Annotated in this window: 20 protein-coding genes; 18 read left to right on the top strand and 2 right to left on the bottom strand. The window is 71.9% G+C overall.

What is annotated here, in order from left to right; translation table 11 throughout:
* The first annotated feature begins 46 nt into the window (after positions 1-46).
* Entirely contained in the window at positions 47-475 is a 429-nt protein-coding gene (locus ACJA3G_RS00490) for a Rieske (2Fe-2S) protein (protein WP_406550813.1), read from the top strand.
* A gap of 19 nt (positions 476-494) precedes the next feature.
* Here ACJA3G_RS00490 and ACJA3G_RS00485 read toward each other — a convergent pair whose 3' ends face one another.
* Positions 495-1,421 (bottom strand): hypothetical protein, encoded by a 927-nt coding sequence (locus tag ACJA3G_RS00485; protein ID WP_406550809.1) that lies wholly within the window; start codon positions 1,419-1,421, stop codon positions 495-497.
* Positions 1,422-1,773: 352 nt separating this feature from the next.
* On the opposite strand from ACJA3G_RS00485, the gene ACJA3G_RS00480 reads away from it, so the two are divergent.
* The 17 genes from ACJA3G_RS00480 (at position 1,774) to ACJA3G_RS00400 (ending at position 21,777) form a co-directional block, all read left to right on the top strand.
* On the top strand, positions 1,774-2,439 hold the full coding sequence (locus ACJA3G_RS00480; protein WP_406550808.1) for a papain-like cysteine protease family protein: 666 nt from the start codon (positions 1,774-1,776) through the stop codon (positions 2,437-2,439).
* 5 nt (positions 2,440-2,444) lie between these two features.
* Positions 2,445-3,296, top strand: a complete 852-nt coding sequence (locus ACJA3G_RS00475) for a hypothetical protein (protein ID WP_406550812.1) — start codon at positions 2,445-2,447, stop codon at positions 3,294-3,296.
* A 124-nt stretch (positions 3,297-3,420) separates the two neighbouring features.
* A complete protein-coding gene (gene uvrC, locus ACJA3G_RS00470) occupies positions 3,421-5,460 on the top strand; it encodes an excinuclease ABC subunit UvrC (protein WP_406550807.1) in 2,040 nt (679 codons plus the stop codon).
* Positions 5,457-6,398 (top strand): RNase adapter RapZ, encoded by a 942-nt coding sequence (gene rapZ / locus ACJA3G_RS00465; RefSeq protein WP_406550806.1) that lies wholly within the window; start codon positions 5,457-5,459, stop codon positions 6,396-6,398. The genes uvrC and rapZ overlap by 4 nt, the downstream gene beginning before the upstream one ends.
* Entirely contained in the window at positions 6,395-7,417 is a 1,023-nt protein-coding gene (gene yvcK, locus ACJA3G_RS00460; protein WP_406550805.1) for a uridine diphosphate-N-acetylglucosamine-binding protein YvcK, read from the top strand. Before rapZ ends, yvcK begins: the two co-directional genes overlap by 4 nt.
* The gene (whiA, locus tag ACJA3G_RS00455) at positions 7,408-8,397 is read left to right on the top strand and encodes a DNA-binding protein WhiA (protein ID WP_101387789.1); all 990 of its coding nucleotides are present in this window, start codon (positions 7,408-7,410) and stop codon (positions 8,395-8,397) included. The genes yvcK and whiA overlap by 10 nt, the downstream gene beginning before the upstream one ends.
* Before the next feature lie 199 nt (positions 8,398-8,596).
* Positions 8,597-11,551 (top strand): M14 family zinc carboxypeptidase, encoded by a 2,955-nt coding sequence (locus tag ACJA3G_RS00450; RefSeq protein WP_406550804.1) that lies wholly within the window; start codon positions 8,597-8,599, stop codon positions 11,549-11,551.
* A gap of 267 nt (positions 11,552-11,818) precedes the next feature.
* Positions 11,819-12,826 carry a type I glyceraldehyde-3-phosphate dehydrogenase gene (gene gap, locus ACJA3G_RS00445; protein WP_406550803.1) on the top strand — a complete coding sequence of 336 codons (1,008 nt, stop codon included), beginning with the start codon at positions 11,819-11,821 and terminating at the stop codon, positions 12,824-12,826.
* A 117-nt stretch (positions 12,827-12,943) separates the two neighbouring features.
* The gene (locus ACJA3G_RS00440) at positions 12,944-14,155 is read left to right on the top strand and encodes a phosphoglycerate kinase (protein WP_406550802.1); all 1,212 of its coding nucleotides are present in this window, start codon (positions 12,944-12,946) and stop codon (positions 14,153-14,155) included.
* Positions 14,156-14,160: 5 nt separating this feature from the next.
* On the top strand, positions 14,161-14,937 hold the full coding sequence (tpiA, locus tag ACJA3G_RS00435) for a triose-phosphate isomerase (protein WP_406550801.1): 777 nt from the start codon (positions 14,161-14,163) through the stop codon (positions 14,935-14,937).
* 110 nt (positions 14,938-15,047) lie between these two features.
* The gene (gene secG, locus ACJA3G_RS00430; protein WP_190088918.1) at positions 15,048-15,284 is read left to right on the top strand and encodes a preprotein translocase subunit SecG; all 237 of its coding nucleotides are present in this window, start codon (positions 15,048-15,050) and stop codon (positions 15,282-15,284) included.
* A 110-nt stretch (positions 15,285-15,394) separates the two neighbouring features.
* Positions 15,395-15,730 carry an RNA polymerase-binding protein RbpA gene (locus tag ACJA3G_RS00425; RefSeq protein ID WP_003976875.1) on the top strand — a complete coding sequence of 112 codons (336 nt, stop codon included), beginning with the start codon at positions 15,395-15,397 and terminating at the stop codon, positions 15,728-15,730.
* A gap of 130 nt (positions 15,731-15,860) precedes the next feature.
* Entirely contained in the window at positions 15,861-17,084 is a 1,224-nt protein-coding gene (locus tag ACJA3G_RS00420; protein ID WP_406550800.1) for an MFS transporter, read from the top strand.
* A gap of 68 nt (positions 17,085-17,152) precedes the next feature.
* On the top strand, positions 17,153-18,805 hold the full coding sequence (gene pgi / locus ACJA3G_RS00415) for a glucose-6-phosphate isomerase (RefSeq protein ID WP_406550799.1): 1,653 nt from the start codon (positions 17,153-17,155) through the stop codon (positions 18,803-18,805).
* A gap of 4 nt (positions 18,806-18,809) precedes the next feature.
* On the top strand, positions 18,810-19,307 hold the full coding sequence (locus tag ACJA3G_RS00410) for a PH domain-containing protein (protein ID WP_406550798.1): 498 nt from the start codon (positions 18,810-18,812) through the stop codon (positions 19,305-19,307).
* Positions 19,304-20,872, top strand: coding sequence for a PH domain-containing protein (locus ACJA3G_RS00405; protein ID WP_406550797.1), 1,569 nt, complete (start codon positions 19,304-19,306; stop codon positions 20,870-20,872). Before ACJA3G_RS00410 ends, ACJA3G_RS00405 begins: the two co-directional genes overlap by 4 nt.
* A 59-nt stretch (positions 20,873-20,931) precedes the next feature.
* Complete coding sequence (locus ACJA3G_RS00400; RefSeq protein ID WP_406550796.1) at positions 20,932-21,777, top strand: poly-gamma-glutamate hydrolase family protein; 846 nt, start codon at positions 20,932-20,934, stop codon at positions 21,775-21,777.
* Positions 21,778-21,862: 85 nt separating this feature from the next.
* On the opposite strand, the gene pgl is transcribed toward ACJA3G_RS00400, so the two are convergent.
* On the bottom strand, positions 21,863-22,645 hold the full coding sequence (gene pgl, locus ACJA3G_RS00395; protein ID WP_406550795.1) for a 6-phosphogluconolactonase: 783 nt from the start codon (positions 22,643-22,645) through the stop codon (positions 21,863-21,865).
* Position 22,646: the final 1 nt, after the last annotated feature.

The following is a 22,646-nucleotide window of genomic DNA, read 5'->3' as shown; positions in this document are numbered from 1 at the left end:
GTATCGTCGGATACGTCACCAACCCCCCATGACCCGTGGAGACCCCATGTCCGGCCAGCCCGCCGCCCGTCGCACCGTGCTGAAAGGCGCGGCCCTCGCCGGGGCCGCGGGGCTGGGTGTGGCCGCCTGCTCCACCGACTCCAAGCTCGGCCACGCCCAGACGCCGACCCCGACCGCCCCGGTCGCCCTGGGCGCGCCCGAGGAGATCCCGGTCGGCGGGGCCAAGCTCTACCGTGAGCAGCGACTGATGGTGTCCTGCCCGGCCAAGGGCGAGTACAAGGCGTTCAGCGCCCAGTGCACCCACGCCGGCTGCGTCCTGGACAAGATCGAGGACGGGCACGGGAACTGCCCCTGCCACGGCAGCCGCTTCAACGTCATGACCGGCCAGCCCGTGCACGGCCCGGCGACCGTGCCGCTGCCCGCCGTCCCGGTGAAGGTGAAGGACGGCAGGCTGGTGGCCGGTCCCGACGCCTGAGCAGGGCTTCCCGCCGCGCCTACGCCCAGTCCCAGTCGATCCCCAGGATCCCGGGCCGCACCCCCTGCTCGACCAGGTGCACCGTCCGGTGCTGCCCGCTCAGCGTCAGATCGCCCCGGGCCGAGCGGGCCGAGCCGGCCGAGGTCCGGGCGAAGCGCCGGCACCGTACCGGCAGGGCGTGCTCGTCGAAGCGGACCTGGAGCACGTACTGCCCGCCCGCGAAGCTGAAACCGCGTACGTACTCGCTGCTCGGGCCGGCCGTGCCGTCCTCGAAGCCGTAGCCGAAGAGGTACGTCTCCCCGGCTCTGAGCCGGGCGTCGAAGAGCAGCTCGGCCACCAGGACACCGGTGTCGGCGTCCCAGCGCACCCGGCCGGTGCGGCAGTTCTCGACGGCGCGCACCCGCACCCGGGACGGGTCGCAGCCGGGGTCGCCGTGGTGGATGGCGAGATAGCGGTCGATCCCGTCCCGGTGGGCCCGCACCACCTGCTGGGAGTCGCGGCCGAGCAGTTCGCGGCCCGCCCCGACGCGTACCCGCTCGTGGTGGCCGACCGTGTGCAGGCCGCCGTCCACCGGTGACTCCAGGTCGGTGATCAGCCGCTCGACGATCCCGGAGGCCTCCACCAGCGAGCGGTAGGAGCGGGCCGCCGGGCGCTCCGCCCCGTCGCGGGCCTCGCCGTCGTCGAGCAGCCGCAGCAGCGAACGGTCCGGCAGCCCGAGGACCTCCTCCAGGGCGCGCACGGCCCGCAGCGACTCGGCGCGCTGCGGCCGTCGGGCACCCTGCTGCCAGTAACTGAGGCTGGTCACACCGACCTTGACCCCGCGCCCCGCGAGATGGTGCTGGACGCGCTGGAGCGGAAGCCCGCGGACGGCGAGCGCGGTGCGCAGCGCCAGATGGAACGGGCCGGTGTGGAGCACCTGTGCGAGATCGGCATCGGTGTGGAGCATGGGGGACTCCCTCGGGACGGCTTCGGATCCGGTGGGGGGTGGCCGTACGGGTCCGGGCCCACCGTGTCGGTGGCCGGGCCGGCCCTACGGACCTGGTTCAACCGCGCTGCCGGTCAGGGGGCTTCGGGCCGCACAGTGAACGTTCACGGCGGGGGGTGGTCACGGGTCGCCGCGGGACCCGGGTGGCCTGGTGGGCCGGGAAGGCCTGTTCACATGGAGGCCACTCCGTTCACACCCGCGTCTCACCCCGCATTGAAGCGCGTTGACCAGCCCACGACAACGTTCGATGCTCACCGAAAGCGTCCGGACGCGCTCCTCCAATCCCCACACCCCCCGCTTCGGGAGGAACGCGATGCACAACCGCAAGAGACGGCTTCCGGCCCTCGCCCTCGTGGTGACGGCCCTGCTCGTCGCCCCCACGGCGAGCGCCGTCGCATCCCCGCACGAGCACGGCACCACCGCAGCCGCCACGTCCACGACCGCCGCCGACCCCCGTACCGCCGCCGACACGCCGTCCGCCGCCGCGGTGACGACCGCCACGTCGAAACGGCTCGACATCACCATGCAGGCCCAGCAGAAGGACAACTGGTGCTGGGCCGCGTCCGGCAACACCATCGCCACCTGGTTCGGGCGCTCCTACAGACAGAACCAGTTCTGCAACGCCGCCTTCGGGCGCCAGCAGGGGTACGACTGCCCGAACTGGCAGGCGGACCTGGGCAATGTGCAGACCGCCCTGGACTGGGCCGGGATCAGCTCCGGTTCCTACGTAAGCGGCTGGCTGCGCTACTCGACCGTCCAGACCGAGATCAACGCCAACCGGCCCATGGAGAGCCGTATCCAGTGGTCGAGCGGCGGCGGTCATATGCAGGTGATCTACGGGTACGACACCGCGAACAGCTGGGTGTACTGGGGCGACCCCTGGCCCTCCAGCAACCGCTACAACTGGGCCTCGCACGCCTGGTACGTCGACAACGACTCGTTCTCCTGGACCCACTCGCTCTACCGGATCGGGGCGTGACGACGATGACCCTGCGACGTCTGTCCTCCTCCTGCGCCGCCGTCGCGGCGCTGCTCACCGGCCTCGCCGGTCTCTGCGCCCCGGGCGCGGCGGCCGACCCGGGCCCCCTCGCGTCGGCGGACTCCAGGGCCGCCGCCCACCGGGCCGCGGCGGCGCCCGCGACCCTCGCCACGCTCTCCCGCTTCTTCGCACGGGACGGCAAGGTGTCCCTGGCCGCCGTCGCCCCGCGCATCCAGGGCGACGCGGTGCCCGTCTACACGCTTTCCCCGGAGTTCGTCGCCGGGCGGGCGGGGGCGCCGGTCGCGAAGCTGGAGTACCTCGCCTCCACGGCCGTCTCCTCGGACGGGCAGAAGGCCTCCCTGTGGGCGGTTCCGCAGGGCGGGACCTGGCAGGTCGTGAACATCGCCACCGGTGACGACGAGGCCCGCTATGCCGCGGCGGGCGCGAGCCGGCTGCCGGGCGGCACGGTCTTCCAGGAGCCGCAGATCAACGCCTGGTACGTCCAGAAGGGCGCCACCGTGCTCCCGCTGGACGAGGACGCCGTGCGCGCGGTCGGCGCCCGGGGCACCACGCTGGCCGCCTACCGGCAGCGCGTCCAGCGGGCCTACGGCGACAAGCTGCCCGGCTCCGCGTACGCGAAGTCCGGCAAGGCCGGCGGGTTCGGCCGGACCCCCGAGGAGGCCCGGGCCCAGGCCGCGGCTGCCTCGTCCGCCTCCTCCGCCGCGGCCGTCTCCGCAGGCCACGGTGGCGGTACGGGCACGGCCGCCGCGGTGACCACCGGTGCGGGTGCGCTCGCGGCGGCGGGCCTGGGCGCGGTGGCGCTGCGCCGCCGCAGGCGCGGGGCGAACCCGGCGTAGGCCGTCGGACGGACCGCGTGACCGGCCGCGGATCGTACGCGCCCGGTCACGCGGTTCCCCGTGCCCGCAGAGGGCCCCGCCCCGTGAAACCGCGTTGTCGGTCCCCGCCAGTAGGGTGGTGGCCATGGCAGACCCCTCCACCTACCGCCCCAAGCCGGGACAGATCCCCGACTCGCCGGGGGTCTACAAGTTCCGGGACGACCACCGCCGGGTGATCTACGTCGGCAAGGCCAAGTCCCTGCGCCAGCGGCTCGCGAACTACTTCCAGCCGCTCACGAGCCTGCACCCGCGCACGGCGACGATGGTCACCACGGCCGCGTCCGTGGAGTGGACGGTCGTCTCCACCGAGGTCGAGGCGCTCCAGCTCGAGTATTCGTGGATCAAGGAGTTCGACCCCCGCTTCAACGTCAAGTACCGCGACGACAAGAGCTATCCCTATCTGGCGGTCACCCTCAACGAACAGTTCCCGAGGGTGCAGGTGATGCGCGGCGCCAAGAAGAAGGGCGTGCGCTACTTCGGTCCGTACGCGCACGCGTGGGCGATCCGCGAGACCGTGGACCTGATGCTCCGCGTCTTCCCGGTGAGGACGTGCTCCGCCGGGGTGTTCAAGCGCTCCACCCAGATCGGCCGGCCTTGTCTGCTCGGCTACATCGGCAAGTGCGCGGCCCCTTGCGTCGGCCGGGTCACGCCCGAGGAGCACCGCGAACTGGCCGACGACTTCTGCGACTTCATGGCCGGGCGCACGGGTACGTACATCCGCCGCCTGGAGAAGGACATGGCGGCGGCGGCCGAGGAGATGGAGTACGAGCGGGCCGCGCGGCTGCGCGACGACATCGGGGCGCTGCGCCGGGCCCTGGAGAAGAACGCGGTGGTGTTCGCCGACGCCACCGACGCGGACCTGATCGCGGTCGCCGAGGACGAGCTGGAGGCGGCCGTGCAGATCTTCCATGTGCGCGGCGGACGGGTGCGCGGCCAGCGCGGCTGGGTCACCGACAAGGTCGAGGCCGTCGACACGGCGGGACTGGTCGAGCACGCCCTCCAGCAGCTGTACGGGGAGGAGACCGGCGACTCCGTACCGAAGGAGGTGCTGGTTCCGGCGCTGCCCGAGGACGCCGAGTCGGTCGGCGCGTGGCTGGCCGGGCGGCGCGGGTCGCAGGTGTCGCTGCGCATCCCGCAGCGCGGCGACAAGAAGGACCTGATGGCGACGGTCGCGCGCAACGCGCAGCAGGCGCTCGCGCTGCACAAGACCAAGCGCGCCTCCGACCTGACCACCCGCTCCCGGGCCCTGGAGGAGATCGCGCAGGCCCTGGACCTGGACAGCGCGCCGCTGCGGATCGAGTGCTTCGACATCTCCCACCTCCAGGGCGAGGACGTGGTGGCCTCCATGGTCGTCTTCGAGGACGGCCTGGCCCGCAAGAGCGAGTACCGGCGCTTCCAGATCAAGGGCTTCGAGGGCCAGGACGACGTCCGGTCCATGCACGAGGTCATCACCCGCCGCTTCAAGCGGTACCTGGCCGAGAGCGCCCGGCTGGGGGAGTGGGCGGACGGCGAGGAGGGCGCGGCCGGACCGGCTCCCTCCGGTGAGGTCCCGGCGCCCGGCGAGGCCCCGGCGGAGGCCGGTCCCCGCACCGAGGACGGGCGGCCCAAGCGGTTCGCCTACCCGCCGCAGCTCGTGGTGGTCGACGGCGGGCAGCCGCAGGTGGCCGCCGCCAAGCGGGCCCTGGACGAGTTGGGGATGGACGATGTGGCGGTCTGCGGGCTCGCCAAGCGTCTGGAGGAGGTCTGGCTGCAGGACGACGACGACCCCGTCGTCCTGCCGCGCTCCAGCGAGGGGCTGTATCTGCTCCAGCGCGTGCGTGACGAGGCCCACCGGTTCGCCATCACCTACCAGCGGGTCAAGCGGACCAAGCGGTTCAAGGCGAGCCCCCTGGACGACGTGGCGGGCCTGGGCGAGTCCCGCAAACAGGCTCTGATCAAGCATTTCGGCTCGGTGAAGCGGCTGCGGTCGGCGACAATCGAGCAGATCTGTGAAGTTCCCGGGATAGGCCGCAAGACGGCCGAGACCGTGGCGGCGGCCCTGGCACAGGCAGCTCCGGCCGCACCCGCCGTGAACACGGCGACAGGAGAGATCATTGAAGAGGACGACGGGGGATCCGCGAAATGACTGAGCACGACCGAACAGACGCAGAAGCTGGAGCCGCACACGTGAGTACGGGCACGACGAACGACGCCGTAGAGCCGGCCATCCCCGAGCTGGTGATCATCTCCGGCATGTCCGGCGCCGGACGCAGCACCGCCGCCAAGTGCCTGGAGGACCTCGGCTGGTTCGTCGTCGACAACCTGCCGCCCGCGCTGATCCCCACCATGGTGGAGCTCGGCGCCCGCTCCCAGGGCAATGTGGCCCGCATCGCCGTCGTCGTCGACGTGCGGGGCCGCCGGTTCTTCGACAACCTCCGCGAGTCGCTGGCCGACCTGGACTCCAAGCAGGTCACCCGGCGGATCGTCTTCCTGGAGTCGTCGGACGACGCGCTGGTGCGCCGCTTCGAGTCGGTCCGCCGCCCGCACCCCCTCCAGGGCGACGGCCGGATCGTCGACGGCATCGCGGCCGAGCGCGACCTGCTGCGCGAGCTGCGCGGCGACGCCGACCTGGTGATCGACACCTCCAGCCTCAACGTCCACGAGCTGCGCGCCAAGATGGACGCCCAGTTCGCCGGGGACGAGGAGCCGGAGCTGCGCGCCACGGTGATGTCGTTCGGCTACAAGTACGGTCTGCCGGTCGACGCCGACCTGGTGGTGGACTGCCGCTTCCTGCCGAACCCGCACTGGGTGCCGGAGCTGCGCCCGTACACGGGCCTGAACGAGGAGGTGTCCGGTTACGTCTTCAACCAGCCGGGCGCCAAGGAGTTCCTCAACCAGTACAGCGAACTGCTCCAGCTGATCGCCACCGGCTACCGCCGCGAGGGCAAGCGGTACGTGACGATCGCCGTCGGCTGCACGGGCGGCAAGCACCGCTCCGTGGCGATGTCGGAGAAGCTGGCCGCCCGGCTCGCCTCCGAGGGAATCGAGACCGTCGTCGTCCACCGGGACATGGGGCGCGAGTGAAGGTGTACCGACGGCGTACGCGCGGGCCGGTGCCGGGCACCGGCCGCAAGCGTGGCGCCCAGCCCAAGGTCGTCGCCCTCGGCGGCGGCATGGGCCTCTCCGCGTCGCTCGCGGCGCTGCGCCGGATCACCGGCGACCTGACCGCCGTCGTCACCGTGGCCGACGACGGCGGCTCCAGCGGCCGGCTCCGCGAGGAGCTGGGCGTGCTGCCGCCGGGCGATCTGCGCAAGGCCCTGGCGGCGCTCTGCGGCGACGACGACTGGGGCCAGACCTGGGCCCGGGTCATCCAGCACCGCTTCCAGTCCCAGGGCGAGCTGCACGAGCACGCGGTCGGCAATCTGCTGATCGTCGCCCTGTGGGAGCAGCTGGGCGACCACGTCCAGGCGCTCGACCTGGTCGGCAGGCTCCTGGGGGCACACGGCAGGGTGCTGCCGATGTCCGCGGTCCCGCTGGAGCTGCAGGCGCTGGTGCGGGGCCACGACCCGGACCGCCCCGACGACGTGGACACCGTCCGGGGGCAGGCCACGGTGGCGCTCACCCCGGGCGAGGTGCAGTCGGTCAACCTGGTGCCGCACGACCCGCCGGCGGTCCCGGAGGCGGTGGAGGCCGTCCTGGACGCCGACTGGGTGGTGCTGGGGCCCGGCTCCTGGTTCTCCTCGGTGATCCCGCATCTGCTGGTGCCCGAGCTGCTCGACGCGCTCACGGTGACCAAGGCCCGCAAGGTGCTCTCGCTGAACCTGGCGCCCCAGCCCGGCGAAACCGATGGCTTCTCTCCGCAGCGTCATTTGGAGGTTTTGGGACGACACGCCCCTAAACTCGCCCTGGACGTGGTGCTGGCCGACGTGGCCGCCGTGCCCGACCGCGAGTCCCTCGCCGACGCCGCCAAGCAGCTCGGCGCCGTGGTCGAGCTGGCGGCGGTCGCCGCGCCCGACGGGTCCCCGAAGCACGACCGGGAGCTGTTGGCCGCCGCGTACGACCGTATTTTTCGGATGCATGGAAGGATCGGCCCATGGCGATGACGGCAGCGGTGAAGGATGAGATCTCCCGGCTTCCCGTCACCCGGACCTGCTGCAGAAAGGCGGAGGTCTCGTCGATCCTGCGGTTCGCCGGCGGCCTCCACCTGGTCAGCGGTCGCATCGTGATCGAGGCGGAGCTCGACACCGCGATGGCGGCGCGCCGCCTCAAGCGGGACATCCTGGAGATCTTCGGCCACAGCTCCGAGCTGATCGTGATGGCTCCGGGCGGTCTGCGCCGCGGTTCGCGCTTCGTCGTACGGGTGGTGGCGGGCGGCGACCAGCTGGCGCGCCAGACCGGCCTCGTCGACGGCCGGGGCCGCCCCATCCGGGGTCTCCCGCCGCAAGTGGTCTCGGGGGCCACCTGTGACGCCGAGGCGGCCTGGCGCGGGGCCTTCCTCGCCCACGGCTCGCTCACCGAGCCGGGCCGCTCCTCCTCCCTGGAGGTGACCTGCCCCGGACCGGAGGCGGCCCTCGCGCTGGTCGGCGCGGCCCGCAGGCTCCAGATCGCCGCCAAGGCCCGCGAGGTGCGCGGAGTGGACCGCGTGGTCGTGCGCGACGGGGACGCGATCGGCGCGCTGCTCACCCGCCTCGGGGCGCACGAGTCGGTGCTCGCCTGGGAGGAGCGGCGGATGCGCCGGGAGGTCCGGGCCACCGCCAACCGCCTGGCCAACTTCGACGACGCCAATCTGCGCCGCTCGGCGCGGGCCGCCGTCGCCGCCGGGGCCCGGGTGCAGCGCGCCCTGGAGATCCTGGGCGAGGAGGTGCCGGAGCACCTGGCCGCCGCCGGACGGCTGCGCATGGAGCACAAGCAGGCCTCCCTGGAGGAGCTGGGCGCGCTCGCCGACCCGCCGCTGACCAAGGACGCGGTCGCGGGCCGGATCCGCCGGCTGCTGGCCATGGCGGACAAGCGGGCGCAGGATCTGGGCATCCCCGGCACGGAGTCCAATCTGACCGAGGAGATGGCCGACGGCCTGGTCGGCTGACCGGAGGAGTACCCCTCCGTTTCGCGCCGGCCCGGCTCCCGTACCGGCGGCGCGCCCAGGCTCCACCCTGTCGTGAACGGCGCCCACTTGGTGGGCGCCGGTTCCGTTTCCGGCCCCCTCGCGCGGTATTGACATGATCATGAAGTGTCATGAGCCTGGCGTCTGTCACTTTCGTGGCACACAACAGCAAGGGGGGCCAATGAGACGCAGAGCGAGAGCGATCCTCGCCGCGGCTTCACTGCTCACGGCCGGTCTGGCGGCGGTACCAGCCGCCCACGCCAGTCCGGGCGGCAAGGGCGGCACCGGCGAAGGCCTGTCCGTCTGGTACGCCGACGTCACCAAGGCACAGCTGCCGCTCCTGCTCGCGCAGGGCGCGGACGGCCGGGAACTGACCGCGCAGGTCCCCGCGAAGGGGACCGCCAAGGTCGAGCTCTACCTCACGAAGACGCAGGCCGGCACCTTGCGGCAACAAGGCGTCGACCTCACCGAGCACACGCTCTCCACGACGACCGAGAAGCGCCTGCGGGCCCAGGGGGACGGCGTCTTCCGCCCCTACAGCGGGGCGGGCGGCCTGCGGCAGGAGATCGTCGACACCCAGCTCGCCCACCCCGCCCTCACCAAGGTCGAGTCGATCGGCAAGACGGTCAAGGGCCAGGACATCCTCGCGCTCAAGCTCACCAAGGGCGCGAACAAGGCCAAGGACGGCTCCAAGCCCTCCGTGCTGTACATGTCGAACCAGCACGCGCGTGAGTGGATCACTCCGGAGATGACCCGGCGGCTGATGCACTACTACCTCGACAACTACGGCAAGGACCCGCGGATCACCAAGATCGTGGACTCCACCGAGCTGTGGTTCGTCCTCTCCGCCAACCCCGACGGGTACGACTACACCTTCACCGGCACCCAGCAGCGGCTGTGGCGCAAGAACCTGCGCGACAACAACGGCGACGGGAAGATCACCGCGGGCGACGGCGTCGACCCCAACCGCAACTTCCCGTACAAGTGGGGCTACGACAACGAGGGTTCCTCCCCCGACCCCGCCGACGAGACCTACCGCGGCCCCTCGGCAGGCTCCGAGCCGGAGACCAAGGCGCTGGACTCCTTCGAGAAGCGGATCGGGTTCTCGTACGCCATCAACTACCACTCCGCGGCCGAACTGCTGCTGTACGGCGTGGGCTGGCAGGTCGCCACCCCGACCCCGGACGACGTCCTCCTCAAGGCGCTGGCCGGCACGCCCGAGAAGCCCGCGATCCCCGGTTACCGCTCACAGCTCTCCTCCGAGCTGTACACCACCAACGGCGAGGCCGACGGACACGCGGGGAACGTCAACGGCGTCCATATGTTCACCCCGGAGATGTCGACCTGCCAGACGGCCTCCCGGATCGACCCGAACGACCGGTGGAAGCCCGGCGACTGCCAGTCGGTCTTCAACTTCCCCGACGACGAGAAGCTGATCCAGCAGGAGTTCACCAAGAACATCCCGTTCGCGCTGGCCGTCGCCGACACCGCGCGCCACCCCGACCAGCCGGTCTCCCCGGTCGGCATCGACGCCCCCGACTTCACCCCGGACGCCTTCACCACCTCGTACGCCCGTGGCGAGGACCAGGAAGTCGCCGTCACCGCACGCAGGTCGGTGCGCGACAAGAGGCTCAACTACCGCGTCGACGGCGGCCGTACCCACACCGAGGACCTCAAGGCCTGGAAGGGCGGCGACGTCTACGGCGGCGAGGACGACATCCACTTCGACCAGTACCGGGCCACCGTCGAGGGCGCGGACACCGGCTCCCGGGTCGAGGTCTGGTTCACCGGGCGCACCCGGGCCGGCAAGCGGACCTCCAGCACGCCCTTCACCTACACCGTGGCCGCCCGGCCCAGGGGCGACACCCTGGTGATCGCGGAGGAGGGCGGCACCGCGCCCGCCCAGCACGCCGGCGCGTACACCGAGGCGCTCGCCGGCAACGGCCGCCGGTCCGCGGTCTGGGACGTGGCCACCCAGGGCGCCCCGAGCGCGCTCGGTGTGCTCAGCCACTTCAGGACGGCCGTCTGGTACACGGGCGCCGAGCGGCCCACCGCCGCCGTCACCCTGGCCGTGCGCGACTTCCTCAACGAGGGCGGCCGGCTCGTCAACGCCGGTGAGCAGGCGGGCGGCACGGTCGACCTCGGCGGCGCCGACTCCGACGACTTCGCCCAGTACTATCTCGGCGCCTACAACCGCGTCGGCCTGAAATCGCCGCCGGCCTTCCAGGGCACGGGGAAGCTGGCGGGGGCCAAGGCGGCGCTCGGCAACGCCAGCGACAACCCGCTGAACCTGGCCGGGGCGTACACGATCACCTCGGACACCCTCAAGCCCGACCGGTTCCCGCAGTTCAAGAGCGCCGCCGCGGGCACCTACCCGGGCATCCGCACCCCGTTCGAGCCGGCCGCGGGCGACTGGTTCGCGGCGGCCGTGCACCAGGACAACGCCTATATGCGGCTGTCCAGGACCGTCGATCTGAGCGGCACGGCGGCGGCCGACAGGCCGAGCCTGCAGTTCCAGCTCAGCTATGACACCGAGCCGGGCTTCGACAACGTGGTCGTCGAGGCGCACACCGTGGGGCAGGAGGACTGGACGACGCTGCCGGACACCAACGGCGGCACCAGCCAGGCGGTGCCCGCCCAGTGCGAGCAGGGCTACTACGTCCAGGCGCACCCGTTCCTGGCGCACTACCTGACCGTCGGCGCGAGCGCCTGCACGCCGAGCGGCACCTCGGGCGCGTGGAACCGGTTCACCGGCTCCTCCAACGGATGGCAGCCGGTCTCGGTCGACCTGAGCCCCTACGCGGGCAAGCAGGTCGAGCTCTCCGTCTCCTATGTGTCCGACCCGGGCACCGGGGGCGTGGGCGCCTTCGTCGACGACACCAGGCTCGTCATCGGCGGAACCGCCCAGGGCGCCGAGGGCTTCGAGACGGCGCTCGGCCCATGGAGCGTGCCGGGACCGCCGGCCGGCAGCCCCGGAAACGCCGGCGACTGGGCCCGCTCCCAGGCGCTGTTCCACTCCCAGGCGGCCGTCACCACCCACGACACCGTGCTGCTCGGCTTCGGCCTGGAGCACGTGCCGTCGGCGGCCGACCGCAAGAACGTGATCGGCAAGGCGCTCCGCGCCCTGCGGGACTGATCCGCCGGGCACCTCCGTACGCCGGACCCACGGAGGTGCCCCCGGCCTGTCCATCACGCTCCGTAATCGGGACGAAAGTCCCGTCGACGGCCCTTACCCGTTGGTAGGTATGGGCCGTCGGCCATGTCCGGGCCGTCGTGGCCGCTCACGGGAGTGCGCTCGATGTCACTCCACGGCTCCGGGAGAGGTAGGGTCATAAGCGGTCGGGGACATCCCATACAACTCGCCGGCGTCGAAAACCGGCGTACCTAACGAGGAGATCGGTTCGTGACGATCCGCGTAGGCATCAACGGCTTTGGCCGCATCGGGCGCAACTACTTCCGCGCGCTGCTGGAGCAGGGTGCTGACATCGAGATCGTGGCTGTCAACGACCTGGGTGACACCGCGACCACTGCTCACCTGCTCAAGTACGACACGATCCTGGGCCGCCTCAAGGCCGAGGTCACGCACACCGCCGACACCATCACCGTGGATGGCCACACCATCAAGGTGCTCTCCGAGCGCAACCCGGCCGACATCCCCTGGGGTCAGCTGGGCGTCGACATCGTCATCGAGTCGACCGGCATCTTCACCAAGAAGGCCGACGCCGAGAAGCACATCGCGGGCGGCGCCAAGAAGGTCCTCATCTCGGCTCCGGCCAAGGACGAGGACATCACCATCGTGATGGGCGTCAACCAGGACAAGTACGACGCGGCCAGCCACCACGTCATCTCCAACGCCTCCTGCACCACCAACTGCGTGGCGCCGATGGCCAAGGTCCTCGACGAGAACTTCGGCATCGTCAAGGGTCTGATGACGACCGTCCACGCGTACACGAACGACCAGCGCATCCTGGACTTCCCGCACTCGGACCTGCGCCGCGCCCGCGCCGCCGCCGAGAACATCATCCCCACCACCACCGGTGCCGCCAAGGCCACCGCGCTGGTGCTGCCCAAGCTCAAGGGCAAGCTCGACGGCATCGCGATGCGCGTCCCGGTCCCGACCGGCTCGGCCACCGACCTCGTCGTGGAGCTGGAGCGCGAGGTGACCAAGGACGAGGTCAACGCCGCGTTCAAGAAGGCCGCCGAGGGCGAGCTCCAGGGCATCCTGGAGTACACGGAGGACGCGATCGTGTCCTCCGACATCGTCGGCGAGCCGGCCTCCTGCACCTTCGACTCCTCCCTGACCATGGTCCAGGAGGGCAAGTCGGTGAAGATCCTCGGCTGGTACGACAATGAGTGGGGCTACTCGAACCGCCTCGTCGACCTCACCGTCTTCGTCGGCGGCCAGCTCTAAGTCTGATAAGTCTCAGGGCAGGCAACTCGATGTGAGCACAGGGCTCGGGCAGCGCGACGATGCGCCGCACGAGCCCTGTCGCTTGCCTCGTCCTTCTCCAAGGAGTCGCAGAAACACATGAAGACGATCGACGAACTTCTCGCCGAGGGCGTCTCCGGCAAGCGGGTATTCGTCCGCGCCGACCTCAACGTGCCGCTCGACGGCACCTCCATCACCGACGACGGCCGCATCCGCGCCGTCCAGCCGACGATTGCCAAGCTCGCCGAGGCCGGCGCGCGCGTGGTCGTCGCCTCGCACCTGGGCCGCCCCAAGGGCGCCCCGGACCCGGCCTTCTCGCTCGCCCCGGTGGCGCGGCGGCTCGGGGAGCTGCTGGGCGCGGACGTCGCCTTCGCCACCGACACCGTGGGCGACTCCGCCAAGCAGACCGTCGCGGCGCTGGCCGACGGCCAGGTGGCCGTCCTGGAGAACCTGCGCTTCAACGCCGGTGAGACGAGCAAGGACGACGCCGAGCGCGGCGCCTTCGCCGACGAGCTCGCCGAGCTCGCCGACCTCTACGTGGGCGACGGCTTCGGCGCGGTGCACCGCAAGCACGCCTCGGTCTTCGACCTGCCCGCGCGGCTGCCGCACGCGGCCGGCTTCCTCATCGCCACCGAGGTCGGCGTCCTGAAGAAGCTGACCGACGACGTCAAGCGCCCGTACGTGGTCGTCCTCGGCGGCGCCAAGGTCTCCGACAAGCTGGCCGTCATCGACCAGCTGCTCTCCAAGGCCGACCGCATCCTCATCGGCGGCGGCATGGCGTACACCTTCCTCAAGGCCCAGGGCCACGAGGTCGGCATCTCGCTCCTCCAGGAGGACCAGCTCCCGGTCGTCACGGAGTACATGGAGCGCGCCGCGAAGAGCGGTGTCGAGCTGGTCCTGCCGGTCGACATCGTCGCCTCGTCCGACTTCCCGGACCTGAAGACCAAGGCGCCGGCCGACTTCATCACCGTCGACGCGGACAAGATCCCCGCCGACAAGGAGGGTCTGGACATCGGTCCCAGGACCCGTGAGCTGTACGCGTCGAAGATCGCGGACGCGGAGACCGTGTTCTGGAACGGCCCGGTCGGCGTCTTCGAGCACCCCGACTACGCGGGCGGCACCCAGGCGATCGCGCGGGCGCTGCTCAACTGCGACGGCTTCACCGTCGTGGGCGGCGGCGACTCGGCCGCCGCCGTGCGCACCCTCGGCTTCGACGAGAACGCCTTCGGTCACATCTCGACCGGCGGCGGCGCGAGCCTCGAATACCTTGAGGGCAAGACGCTTCCCGGCCTTGCCGCACTGGAGGACTGAACACCGTGACCACGCGTATGCCGCTGATGGCCGGCAACTGGAAGATGAACCTCAACCACCTTGAGGCCATCGCGCACGTCCAGAAGCTCGCCTTCGCCCTGGCCGACAAGGACTACGACGCCGTCGAGGTCGCGGTCCTGCCGCCCTTCGTGGACCTGCGGTCGGTCCAGACCCTGGTCGACGGCGACAAGCTCAAGATCAAGTACGGCGCCCAGGACATCTCGGCGCAGGACTCCGGCGCCTACACGGGAGAGATCTCGGGCGCCATGCTGGCCAAGCTGAAGTGCACCTATGTGGCCGTCGGCCACTCCGAGCGCCGCCAGTACCACAACGAGAGCGACGAGCTCTGCAACGCCAAGGTCAAGGCCGCGTTCAAGCACGGTCTGACCCCGATTCTCTGCGTCGGCGAGGGCCTGGACGTCCGCAAGGCGGGCCGGCAGGTCGCTTACACGCTGGACCAGCTTGACGGCGGCCTCAAGGACGTCCCGGCCGAGCAGGCCGAGTCCGTCGTGATCGCGTACGAGCCGGTGTGGGCCATCGGCACCGGCGAGGTCGCCACACCCGAGGACGCCCAGGAGGTCTGCGGGGCCATCCGCGGCCGTCTCGCGGAGCTCTACTCGCAGGAGCTGGCCGACAAGGTCCGCATCCAGTACGGCGGCTCGGTCAAGGCCTCGAACGTGGCCGCGATCATGGCGCAGCCGGACGTCGACGGCGCCCTCGTGGGCGGCGCGGCACTGGATGCCGACGAGTTCGTCAAGATCGTCCGCTTCCGCGACCAGTGAGTATGCGGTAGCGCGGATCCGTCGTACCCTTGCGGGGGCCGGGCTCGGGATTATGGAATACGTCCCCCCGGCCCCCGTCGCCATATCAGTCCTAGGAAGTTGGTCCAGCCGTGATTGTCGGGTTTTCGATTGCCCTGATCGTCTTCAGCCTGCTGCTGATGCTGCTGGTGCTGATGCACAAGGGAAAGGGCGGCGGCCTCTCCGACATGTTCGGTGGTGGAATGCAGTCGTCCGTCGGCGGTTCCTCGGTCGCCGAGCGCAACCTCGACCGCATCACCGTCGTGGTCGGTCTGTTGTGGTTCGCGAGCATTGTCGTTCTCGGTCTGCTGATGAAGCTGGACAACTGATCTGTCGTCTCCGCGTTCCCGGGGCGGGTGTAACCACAATCGCTGGACGCGCGTTGGGCCTTACGTAGACTGGGGCATCTTCGAGCACCATCACGCAGGGAGTTACGACCGTGGCAAGTGGCAACGCGATCCGGGGAAGCCGGGTCGGAGCGGGGCCGATGGGTGAGGCGGAGCGCGGCGAGTCCGCGCCGCGTCTGCGCATCTCCTTCTGGTGCTCGAACGGGCACGAGACGCAGCCGAGCTTCGCCAGTGACGCACAGGTTCCGGAGACGTGGGACTGCCCGCGCTGCGGTTTCCCGGCCGGCCAGGACCGGGACAACCCGCCGGACCCGCCGCGCACGGAACCGTACAAGACCCACCTCGCCTATGTGCGGGAGCGGCGCAGTGACGCGGACGGCGAGGCGATCCTCGCGGAGGCGCTCGCCAAGCTTCGCGGCGAGATCTGACGGCGAAGGGCCCGGCAGGCGAACCCGAGTTCGCGCGCCGGGCCCTTCGGTATGCGCTGTCACCGCAGGTCACCGCGGATTGTCAGTGGCTCCCCCTACCGTGTGAATCAGTCGATCACCCGGGGGAGTTGTGACAGTACTGGAGAGCGCCGTCGGCGCGGTGGCCGAGGCGCCCGCGTGGCGCGGGGGGTTCGGGCGGCTGTGGTCGGCCGCCGTCGTCTCCCGGTTCGGTGACTCGCTGCGCGCCGCCGCGCTGCCGCTGCTCGCGGCCTCCCTGACCGCCGATCCGATGCCGGTCGCGCTGGTCACCGCGTGCGGCTTCCTGCCCTGGCTGCTCTTCGGGCTGCTCGGGGGCGCCGTCGCGGACCGGGTGGACCAGCGCCGGGCGATGTGGGCGGTCGACCTGACGCGCGGCGCGCTGATGGCCGCCTTCGCCGTCGCGGTGGCCCTGGGCCACGCCTCCATAGCCCTGCTGATCGCGCTCGCCTTCGCGCTCACCGCCCTGGAGACGCTCTTCGACAACGCGGCGACGGCCCTGCTGCCCGCGCTGGTGCCGCAGCCCGCGCTCGGCCGCGCCAACGCCCGGCTGATGACCGGCCAGCAGCTGGCCGGCGGCTTCCTCGCCGCGCCCCTGGTGCCCCTGCTCCTGACGGCGGGCGACGGCGTGCCGTACGTGGCGGACGCGCTCACCTTCGCCCTGGCGGCGGCGCTGGTGGCCTCGCTGCGCACGGCCGCGCCCGAGCGGCCCGCCCGCGAGCCCGGCTCCACCCTGCGCGCCGAGACGGCCGAGGGCCTGCGCGCGCTGTGGGGCGAGCGGAGCCTGCGGGTGCTCTGTGTGGCCACGACGCTCTGCAACATCGGCATGGGCGCCCTGATCGCCACCCTGGTCCTGCACATCACCGGCTGGCTCCACGCGGGCCACGGCGGCTACGCGGCGGCGATCGCGGCGTACGGGGCGGGCAGCGTGGCCGGCGGTCTCCTCGCCACCCGGCTGGCGCGCCGGCTCGGCCGGATGAGGAGCGTACTTCTGGCGGGGGCGCTGCAGACGGTGTGCCTGGCCGCGATGGGGTCCATACGGGAACTGTGGGTATCGATCGCGGCGATGGCGGTGTTCGGGGTGATGGGAATGGTGTGGAACGTCAACCAGGTGACCCTGATGCAGGAGCGCACCCCGCAGGCCATGCTGGGACGCACCGGCGCGGCCTTCCGCACGCTCGCCGTGGCGGGGGCACCGCTGGGCGCGCTGCTGGGCGGGGCCGCGGCCTCGTCCTGGGGGCTCAACACCCCCGCCCTGGTGGCGTCCGGAATGTTCCTGGCCGCCGTGGCCGCTCTGATTCCTGCCCTTACGTCCTGATCAACTAGGTTGGAGGGGCAGCGGGGCAGGTACGTACGTGAGTACGAGGAAGTGGGCTGATGTCACAGATGAACGCAGAAAGCCGTACCAGGCTCAACCGGATGCCCGAGTGGACCGCGCTGGGCAAGCACCGCGAGCAGTTGGGGGACACCCATCTGCGTGAGCTGTTCGCCGCCGACCCCGGCCGCGGCACCGGGTACACCCTGACGGTCGGCGACCTGTACCTCGACTACTCGAAGCACCTCGTCACCGACGAGACCCTGCGGCTGCTGCGCGAGCTGGCCGCCGCCGCAGACGTGGCGGGGCTGCGGGACGCCATGTTCCGCGGCGAGAAGATCAACACGACCGAGGACCGCGCGGTGCTGCACACCGCGCTGCGCGCCCCGCGCGGCACGGTCGTCGAGGTCGACGGCGAGGACGTGGTGCCGGGCGTGCACGCCGTCCTGGACAGGATGGCGGCCTTCGCCGACCGCGTGCGCTCCGGCGAGTGGACCGGCCACACCGGCAGGCGCATCAAGAACGTCGTCAACATCGGCATCGGCGGATCCGACCTCGGTCCGGCGATGGCATACGAGGCGCTGCGCGCCTTCACCGACCGGGGCCTGACGGTCCGTTTCGTCTCCAACGTCGACGGCGCCGACCTCCACGAGGCGGTCCGCGACCTGGACGCGGCCGAGACGCTGTTCATCGTCGCGTCGAAGACCTTCACCACGATCGAGACGATCACCAACGCCACCTCCGCGCGCGACTGGCTCCTCACCGAACTGAGGGCCGATCAGGAAGCGGTCGCCAAGCACTTCGTGGCGCTGTCCACCAACGCCGAGAAGGTCGCGGACTTCGGCATCGACACGGCCAACATGTTCGAGTTCTGGGACTGGGTCGGCGGGCGCTACTCGTTCGACTCCGCGATCGGCCTCTCGCTGATGATCGCGATCGGCCCGGACCGCTTCCGCGAGCTGCTGGACGGCTTCCACCTGGTCGACGAGCACTTCCGCACCGCCCCCGCCGAGGCCAACGCGCCGCTCCTGCTCGGTCTGCTCGGCGTCTGGTACGGGGCGTTCTTCGACGCCCAGTCGCACGCGGTGCTGCCCTACAGCCACTACCTGTCGAAGTTCACCGCCTACCTCCAGCAGCTCGACATGGAGTCCAACGGCAAGTCGGTGGACCGCGACGGCAACCCGGTCGACTGGCAGACCGGCCCGGTCGTCTGGGGCACCCCCGGCACCAACGGGCAGCACGCGTACTACCAGTTGATCCACCAGGGCACCAAGGTCATCCCGGCCGACTTCATCGGCTTCGCCGAACCGGTCGCCGGCCTCCTGCCGGGCCTGGTCGCCCAGCACGACCTGCTGATGGCGAACTTCTTCGCCCAGACGCAGGCCCTGGCCTTCGGCAAGACCCCCGAGGAGGTGCGGGCGGAGGGCGTGGCCGAGGAGCTGGTGCCGCACAAGACGTTCCGCGGCAACCACCCCACCACCACCATCCTGGCGCGCGAGCTCACGCCGTCCGTCCTCGGCCAGCTCATCGCGCTCTACGAGCACAAGGTGTTCGTCCAGGGCGCGATCTGGAACATCGACTCCTTCGACCAGTGGGGCGTGGAGCTGGGCAAGGTGCTCGCCAAGCGCGTCGAGCCCGCGCTGACCGAGGGGGCGGACGTGCCGGGCCTGGACGGGTCCAGCAAGGCCCTGGTCGCCAAGTACCGGACGCTGCGGGGCCGGTGAGGCCATGGCGGGGCAGGGGGTGGTGCTGAGACCGCCGAGGAACGCGCTCGACCCGGCGGCCGTCCGCTGGTGGCGCGCGCAGTGGCTGGCGCTGACCGCGGTGCCGGTGGTGGTCCTCGCCGTCCTCGGCGTGCTCATCGCCCCCGCCCGGCTCTGGCTGCTCGCGGCGGCGGCCGGGCTCGCGGCGGTGGGCGCGCTCTGCGCCGCCCTGCTGCCCCCGTGGTGGTACCGGGTGCACCGCTGGGAGGTCACCGACGACGCGGTGTACGTACGGACGGGGTACTTCTGGCGTGAGTCGCGGATCGCGCCGATGTCCCGGATCCAGACCGTGGACACCGTGCGCGGCCCGCTGGAGCGGTCGTTCGCGCTGGCCACGGTCACCGTCACCACCGCGTCCGCCAAGGGCGCCCTGAGGATCACCGGCCTGCACCACGAGGTGGCGGCCGACCTGGCCGAACGGCTGACCAGGATCACCGGGGCGACCCCGGGGGACGCCACATGAGCGGCGGCGCCCCGGGCGCCCCCGCGCCCGCCGAGGCGCCCGTCCCGGCCGACCTCTGGCTCCGGCTGGACCGGCGACGGGTGCTCGTCTTCACCGCCCTGGGGGCCGGACTCGCCGTCGGCGCCGGGCTGCCCACGGCGCTCGCCATGCTGGGCAGGGTGTCGGGCGGCTGGGCCGTCGCCGTGCTCTTCGGCTGGCTCGTGCTCCCGCTCGCCGCCGGCGCCCTCACCGGATACGTGGGCTGGCGCCGCACCCGGTACCGGATCGGCCCCGAGCGGGCCGAGCTGCACACCGGGCTGCTGCTGGTGAAGCGCCGCTCGCTGGCCCGCGAGCGCATCCGCAGCGTCGACCTCACCGCCAACGTGCTGCTGCGCGTCCTCGGCCTGGTCAAGGTCAGGATCGGCACCGGGGAGCACAGCGGCGGCGAGTCCACCCTCGAACTGGACCCGGTCAGCCGGGCCGAGGGCGAACGGCTGCGCCGGGTGCTGCTCGCCCGCGGGGCCCCCGGGCCCGACGGCGCCGACCGCACGGGCGAGCTGGCGGCACTCGACGCGGCCTGGATCCGGTACGCGCCGGTGTCGTTCGTGGCGCCGGCCCTCGCCGGGGCCGCGCTCGGCGGACTGCTGCAGCTCAGCGACTGGTTCGGCGTCCAGGACGAGGTGCTGCACTGGGCCGGGGACCGCTTCCGGGACACCCCGCTCGGCTGGGCCGTCCTCGCCGTCGTGGTCCTGGCGCTGGTCGTGGGCGTGGCCGGGGCGCTCGGCCTCTGGGTCGAGATGTGGTGGAACTACCGCCTGGAGCGGGAGCCGGGCGGCACCCTGCGGGTGCGCCGGGGCCTGTTCACCTCCCGCTCGCTCTCCATCGAGGAGCGCAGACTGCGCGGTGTCGAACTGGTCGAGCCGCTGGGCGTCCGGCTCTGCGGAGCGGCCCGGCTCGATGCGATCGCCACCGGCCTGGCCCGCGGCGAGGACGACGAGCACGCCGACCACAACACCCTGCTGCCGCCCGCGCCCCGGGCGGTCGCCGCCGAGGTGGCCGCCCGGGTGCTGCGCGAGCCGGCCGCCCCGACCGGCGCCGCCCTGATCCCGCATCCGCCCGCGGCCCGGGGCCGGCGGGTGCGGTGGGCCCTGCTCGCCGTCCTGTTCCCGGTGGCGCTGCTGGCCCTGCTCGGGGCGGCGCTGACCCCGGTCCTGCTGTACGGGGCGGCGGGGGTCGCGGTGCTGGGGGTGCCGCTCGCGGTGGCCCTCGCCCTGGACGCGTACCGGAGCCTGGGGCACGGGGTCGACGGCGCCTATCTGGTGGCCCGTTCGGGTACGGTCCGCCGGGCCACCGTCGCCCTCCAGCGCGGCGGCGTCATCGGCTGGACGGTCAAGCAGTCCGTCTTCCAGCGCCGCGCCGGGCTCCTCACGCTGACCGCCACGACGGCCGCGGGCGCCGGTGCGTACTCGGTCCGGGACGCCGCCGAGGCCGAGGGGCTGGCCTTCGCGGCGGAGGCGGTCCCGGGCCTCCTGGAACCGTTCCTGATACGGCGGCCCGGGCCGGACGGACCGGCCGAAGCGCGCTGACAGGGCCGGAGGGCGACCCCGCGGCCGTTCACCCGGATGGCGCAGGGATCATTGCGTCCATGACTACTACCAGCCGTCGTACGGTCCTCACCGCCCTCGCCACCGCCACCGTCGCCGGTCCGCTGACGATGGGGCTCGGTGCGAGCGCCGCCCACGCCACCGGTGCCAACGACCTCTACGACTCCAACACCGACCTCTACACCCAGCTCGCCGGAAAGGAGGGCACCGACTTCGCCAGACGCTACAAGCGCCACGAGCAGCTCGACAGCGACCAGAAGACGGCCGTCCGGTACGGCCGTACCGCCGTCCTCGCCCTGCACGGCGGCGGCATCGAGGGCGGCACCTCGGAACTCTGCCTGGGCATCGCCGGATACGACCCGGCCGGCCTCGCGGCCAAGGGCGGCCCGGTGTACGACTACTGGATGTTCGAGGCGATCCGCAGCAGCAACAACAGCGAGCTGCACGTGACGTCGAAGAACTGCGACGACAAGGTGGCCCTGTCCATCGCCGCCGCCAACCTCAACGTGCTCAGCCTGCACGGCTGCACCGCCTCCCAGGCCGGGGCGCCCAGCACCCGGCCCGAGGCGGTCGTGGTCGGCGGTCTCAACGGCACGTTCAAGACGTATCTCCACGACGCGCTGCGCGCCGCCGGGTTCCAGACCATCGACGGCTCGACCGAGCCGGACCTCGCGGGCGTCGAGCCGTCCAACATCTGCAACCGGACCCTGCTCGGCAAGGGCGCCCAGCTGGAGATCACCACCGAGCTGCGCAAGTCCATGTTCACGGTGAACACCATCGCGGGCCGCGCGACCAGCACCACCGGCATCTACGACGATTTCGTGGCGGCGGTCCGTACCGCCATCGCCCGGCTGGAGGCGTCCGGCGGCGAGCAGATCATCCTCTGACACCCGCCCCGGCACACCGCCGCACGCGGAAGGGCCCGGCCCACCAGGAGGTGGACCGGGCCCTTCCGCGCAAGCGGCGCCGATGTCAGGGAGACGCCGGCGGGTACAGCGCGCGCGGCAGCCGGGAGGCCGCCGCCGAGTCGAGCAGCCAGAGGGTGCGGCCACGGCCGTACGCACCCGCGGCCGGAGCCTGCACCTCGCCCGCGCCGGACAGGGCGATGGCCGCGGCCTGCGCCTTGTCCTCGCCCGCAGCGAGCAGCCACACCTCACGCGCGGCCCGGATCGCCGGGAGCGTCATCGAGATCCGCACCGGCGGCGGCTTGGGCGCGCCGTGCACCCCGACCACCGTCCGCTCGGTCTCGCGCACCGCGGGCAGCTCCGGGAAGAGCGACGCCACATGGGTGTCGGGGCCGACTCCCAGCATCAGCACGTCGAACGTCGGCACCCCGCCGTGGTCGCCGGGACGGGCCGCGGCGGCCAGCTCCTCGGCGTAGGCCGCGGCGGCGGCGTCGACGTCCTTGCCGTACCGGCCGTCGGAGGCGGGCATCGCGTGCACCCGCTCCGGGTCGACCGGCACCGCGTCGAGCAGCGCCTGACGGGCCTGGGTGACATTGCGCTCCGGATCGCCCTCGGGCAGGAAGCGCTCGTCACCCCACCACAGGTCGATCCGCGACCAGTCGACCGCGTCCCGGGCCGGGGAGGAGGCGAGGGCCGCGAGCAGCCCGTTGCCGTTGCGGCCCCCGGTGAGGACCACGGACGCCGAACCGCGTGCGGCCTGGGCGTCCACGACCTTCGTGATCAGCCGGGCCGCCGCGGCCTGCGCCATCAGCTCCTTGTCGCGGTGGACGACGAGTTGAGGGGTGCTCACT

The organism is Streptomyces sp. YS-3 (genome assembly GCF_045257485.1).
In the GTDB taxonomy this organism is placed as follows: Bacteria; Actinomycetota; Actinomycetes; order Streptomycetales; family Streptomycetaceae; genus Streptomyces.
The sequence above is the reverse complement of the archived record's forward strand: the minus strand, read 5'-3'. Positions and strand labels throughout refer to the sequence as shown.

Bases quoted from the DNA above. Each gene is read 5' to 3' on its own strand.
- ACJA3G_RS00490 (WP_406550813.1), top strand. From the start codon at position 47: ATGTCCGGCCAGCCCGCCGCCCGTCGCACCGTGCTGAAAGGCGCGGCC.
- ACJA3G_RS00485 (WP_406550809.1), bottom strand. From the start codon at position 1,421: ATGCTCCACACCGATGCCGATCTCGCACAGGTGCTCCACACCGGCCCG.
- ACJA3G_RS00480 (WP_406550808.1), top strand. From the start codon at position 1,774: ATGCACAACCGCAAGAGACGGCTTCCGGCCCTCGCCCTCGTGGTGACG.
- ACJA3G_RS00475 (WP_406550812.1), top strand. From the start codon at position 2,445: ATGACCCTGCGACGTCTGTCCTCCTCCTGCGCCGCCGTCGCGGCGCTG.
- uvrC (WP_406550807.1), top strand. From the start codon at position 3,421: ATGGCAGACCCCTCCACCTACCGCCCCAAGCCGGGACAGATCCCCGAC.
- rapZ (WP_406550806.1), top strand. From the start codon at position 5,457: ATGACTGAGCACGACCGAACAGACGCAGAAGCTGGAGCCGCACACGTG.
- whiA (WP_101387789.1), top strand. From the start codon at position 7,408: ATGGCGATGACGGCAGCGGTGAAGGATGAGATCTCCCGGCTTCCCGTC.
- ACJA3G_RS00450 (WP_406550804.1), top strand. From the start codon at position 8,597: ATGAGACGCAGAGCGAGAGCGATCCTCGCCGCGGCTTCACTGCTCACG.
- ACJA3G_RS00440 (WP_406550802.1), top strand. From the start codon at position 12,944: ATGAAGACGATCGACGAACTTCTCGCCGAGGGCGTCTCCGGCAAGCGG.
- pgi (WP_406550799.1), top strand. From the start codon at position 17,153: ATGAACGCAGAAAGCCGTACCAGGCTCAACCGGATGCCCGAGTGGACC.
- ACJA3G_RS00410 (WP_406550798.1), top strand. From the start codon at position 18,810: ATGGCGGGGCAGGGGGTGGTGCTGAGACCGCCGAGGAACGCGCTCGAC.
- ACJA3G_RS00405 (WP_406550797.1), top strand. From the start codon at position 19,304: ATGAGCGGCGGCGCCCCGGGCGCCCCCGCGCCCGCCGAGGCGCCCGTC.
- ACJA3G_RS00400 (WP_406550796.1), top strand. From the start codon at position 20,932: ATGACTACTACCAGCCGTCGTACGGTCCTCACCGCCCTCGCCACCGCC.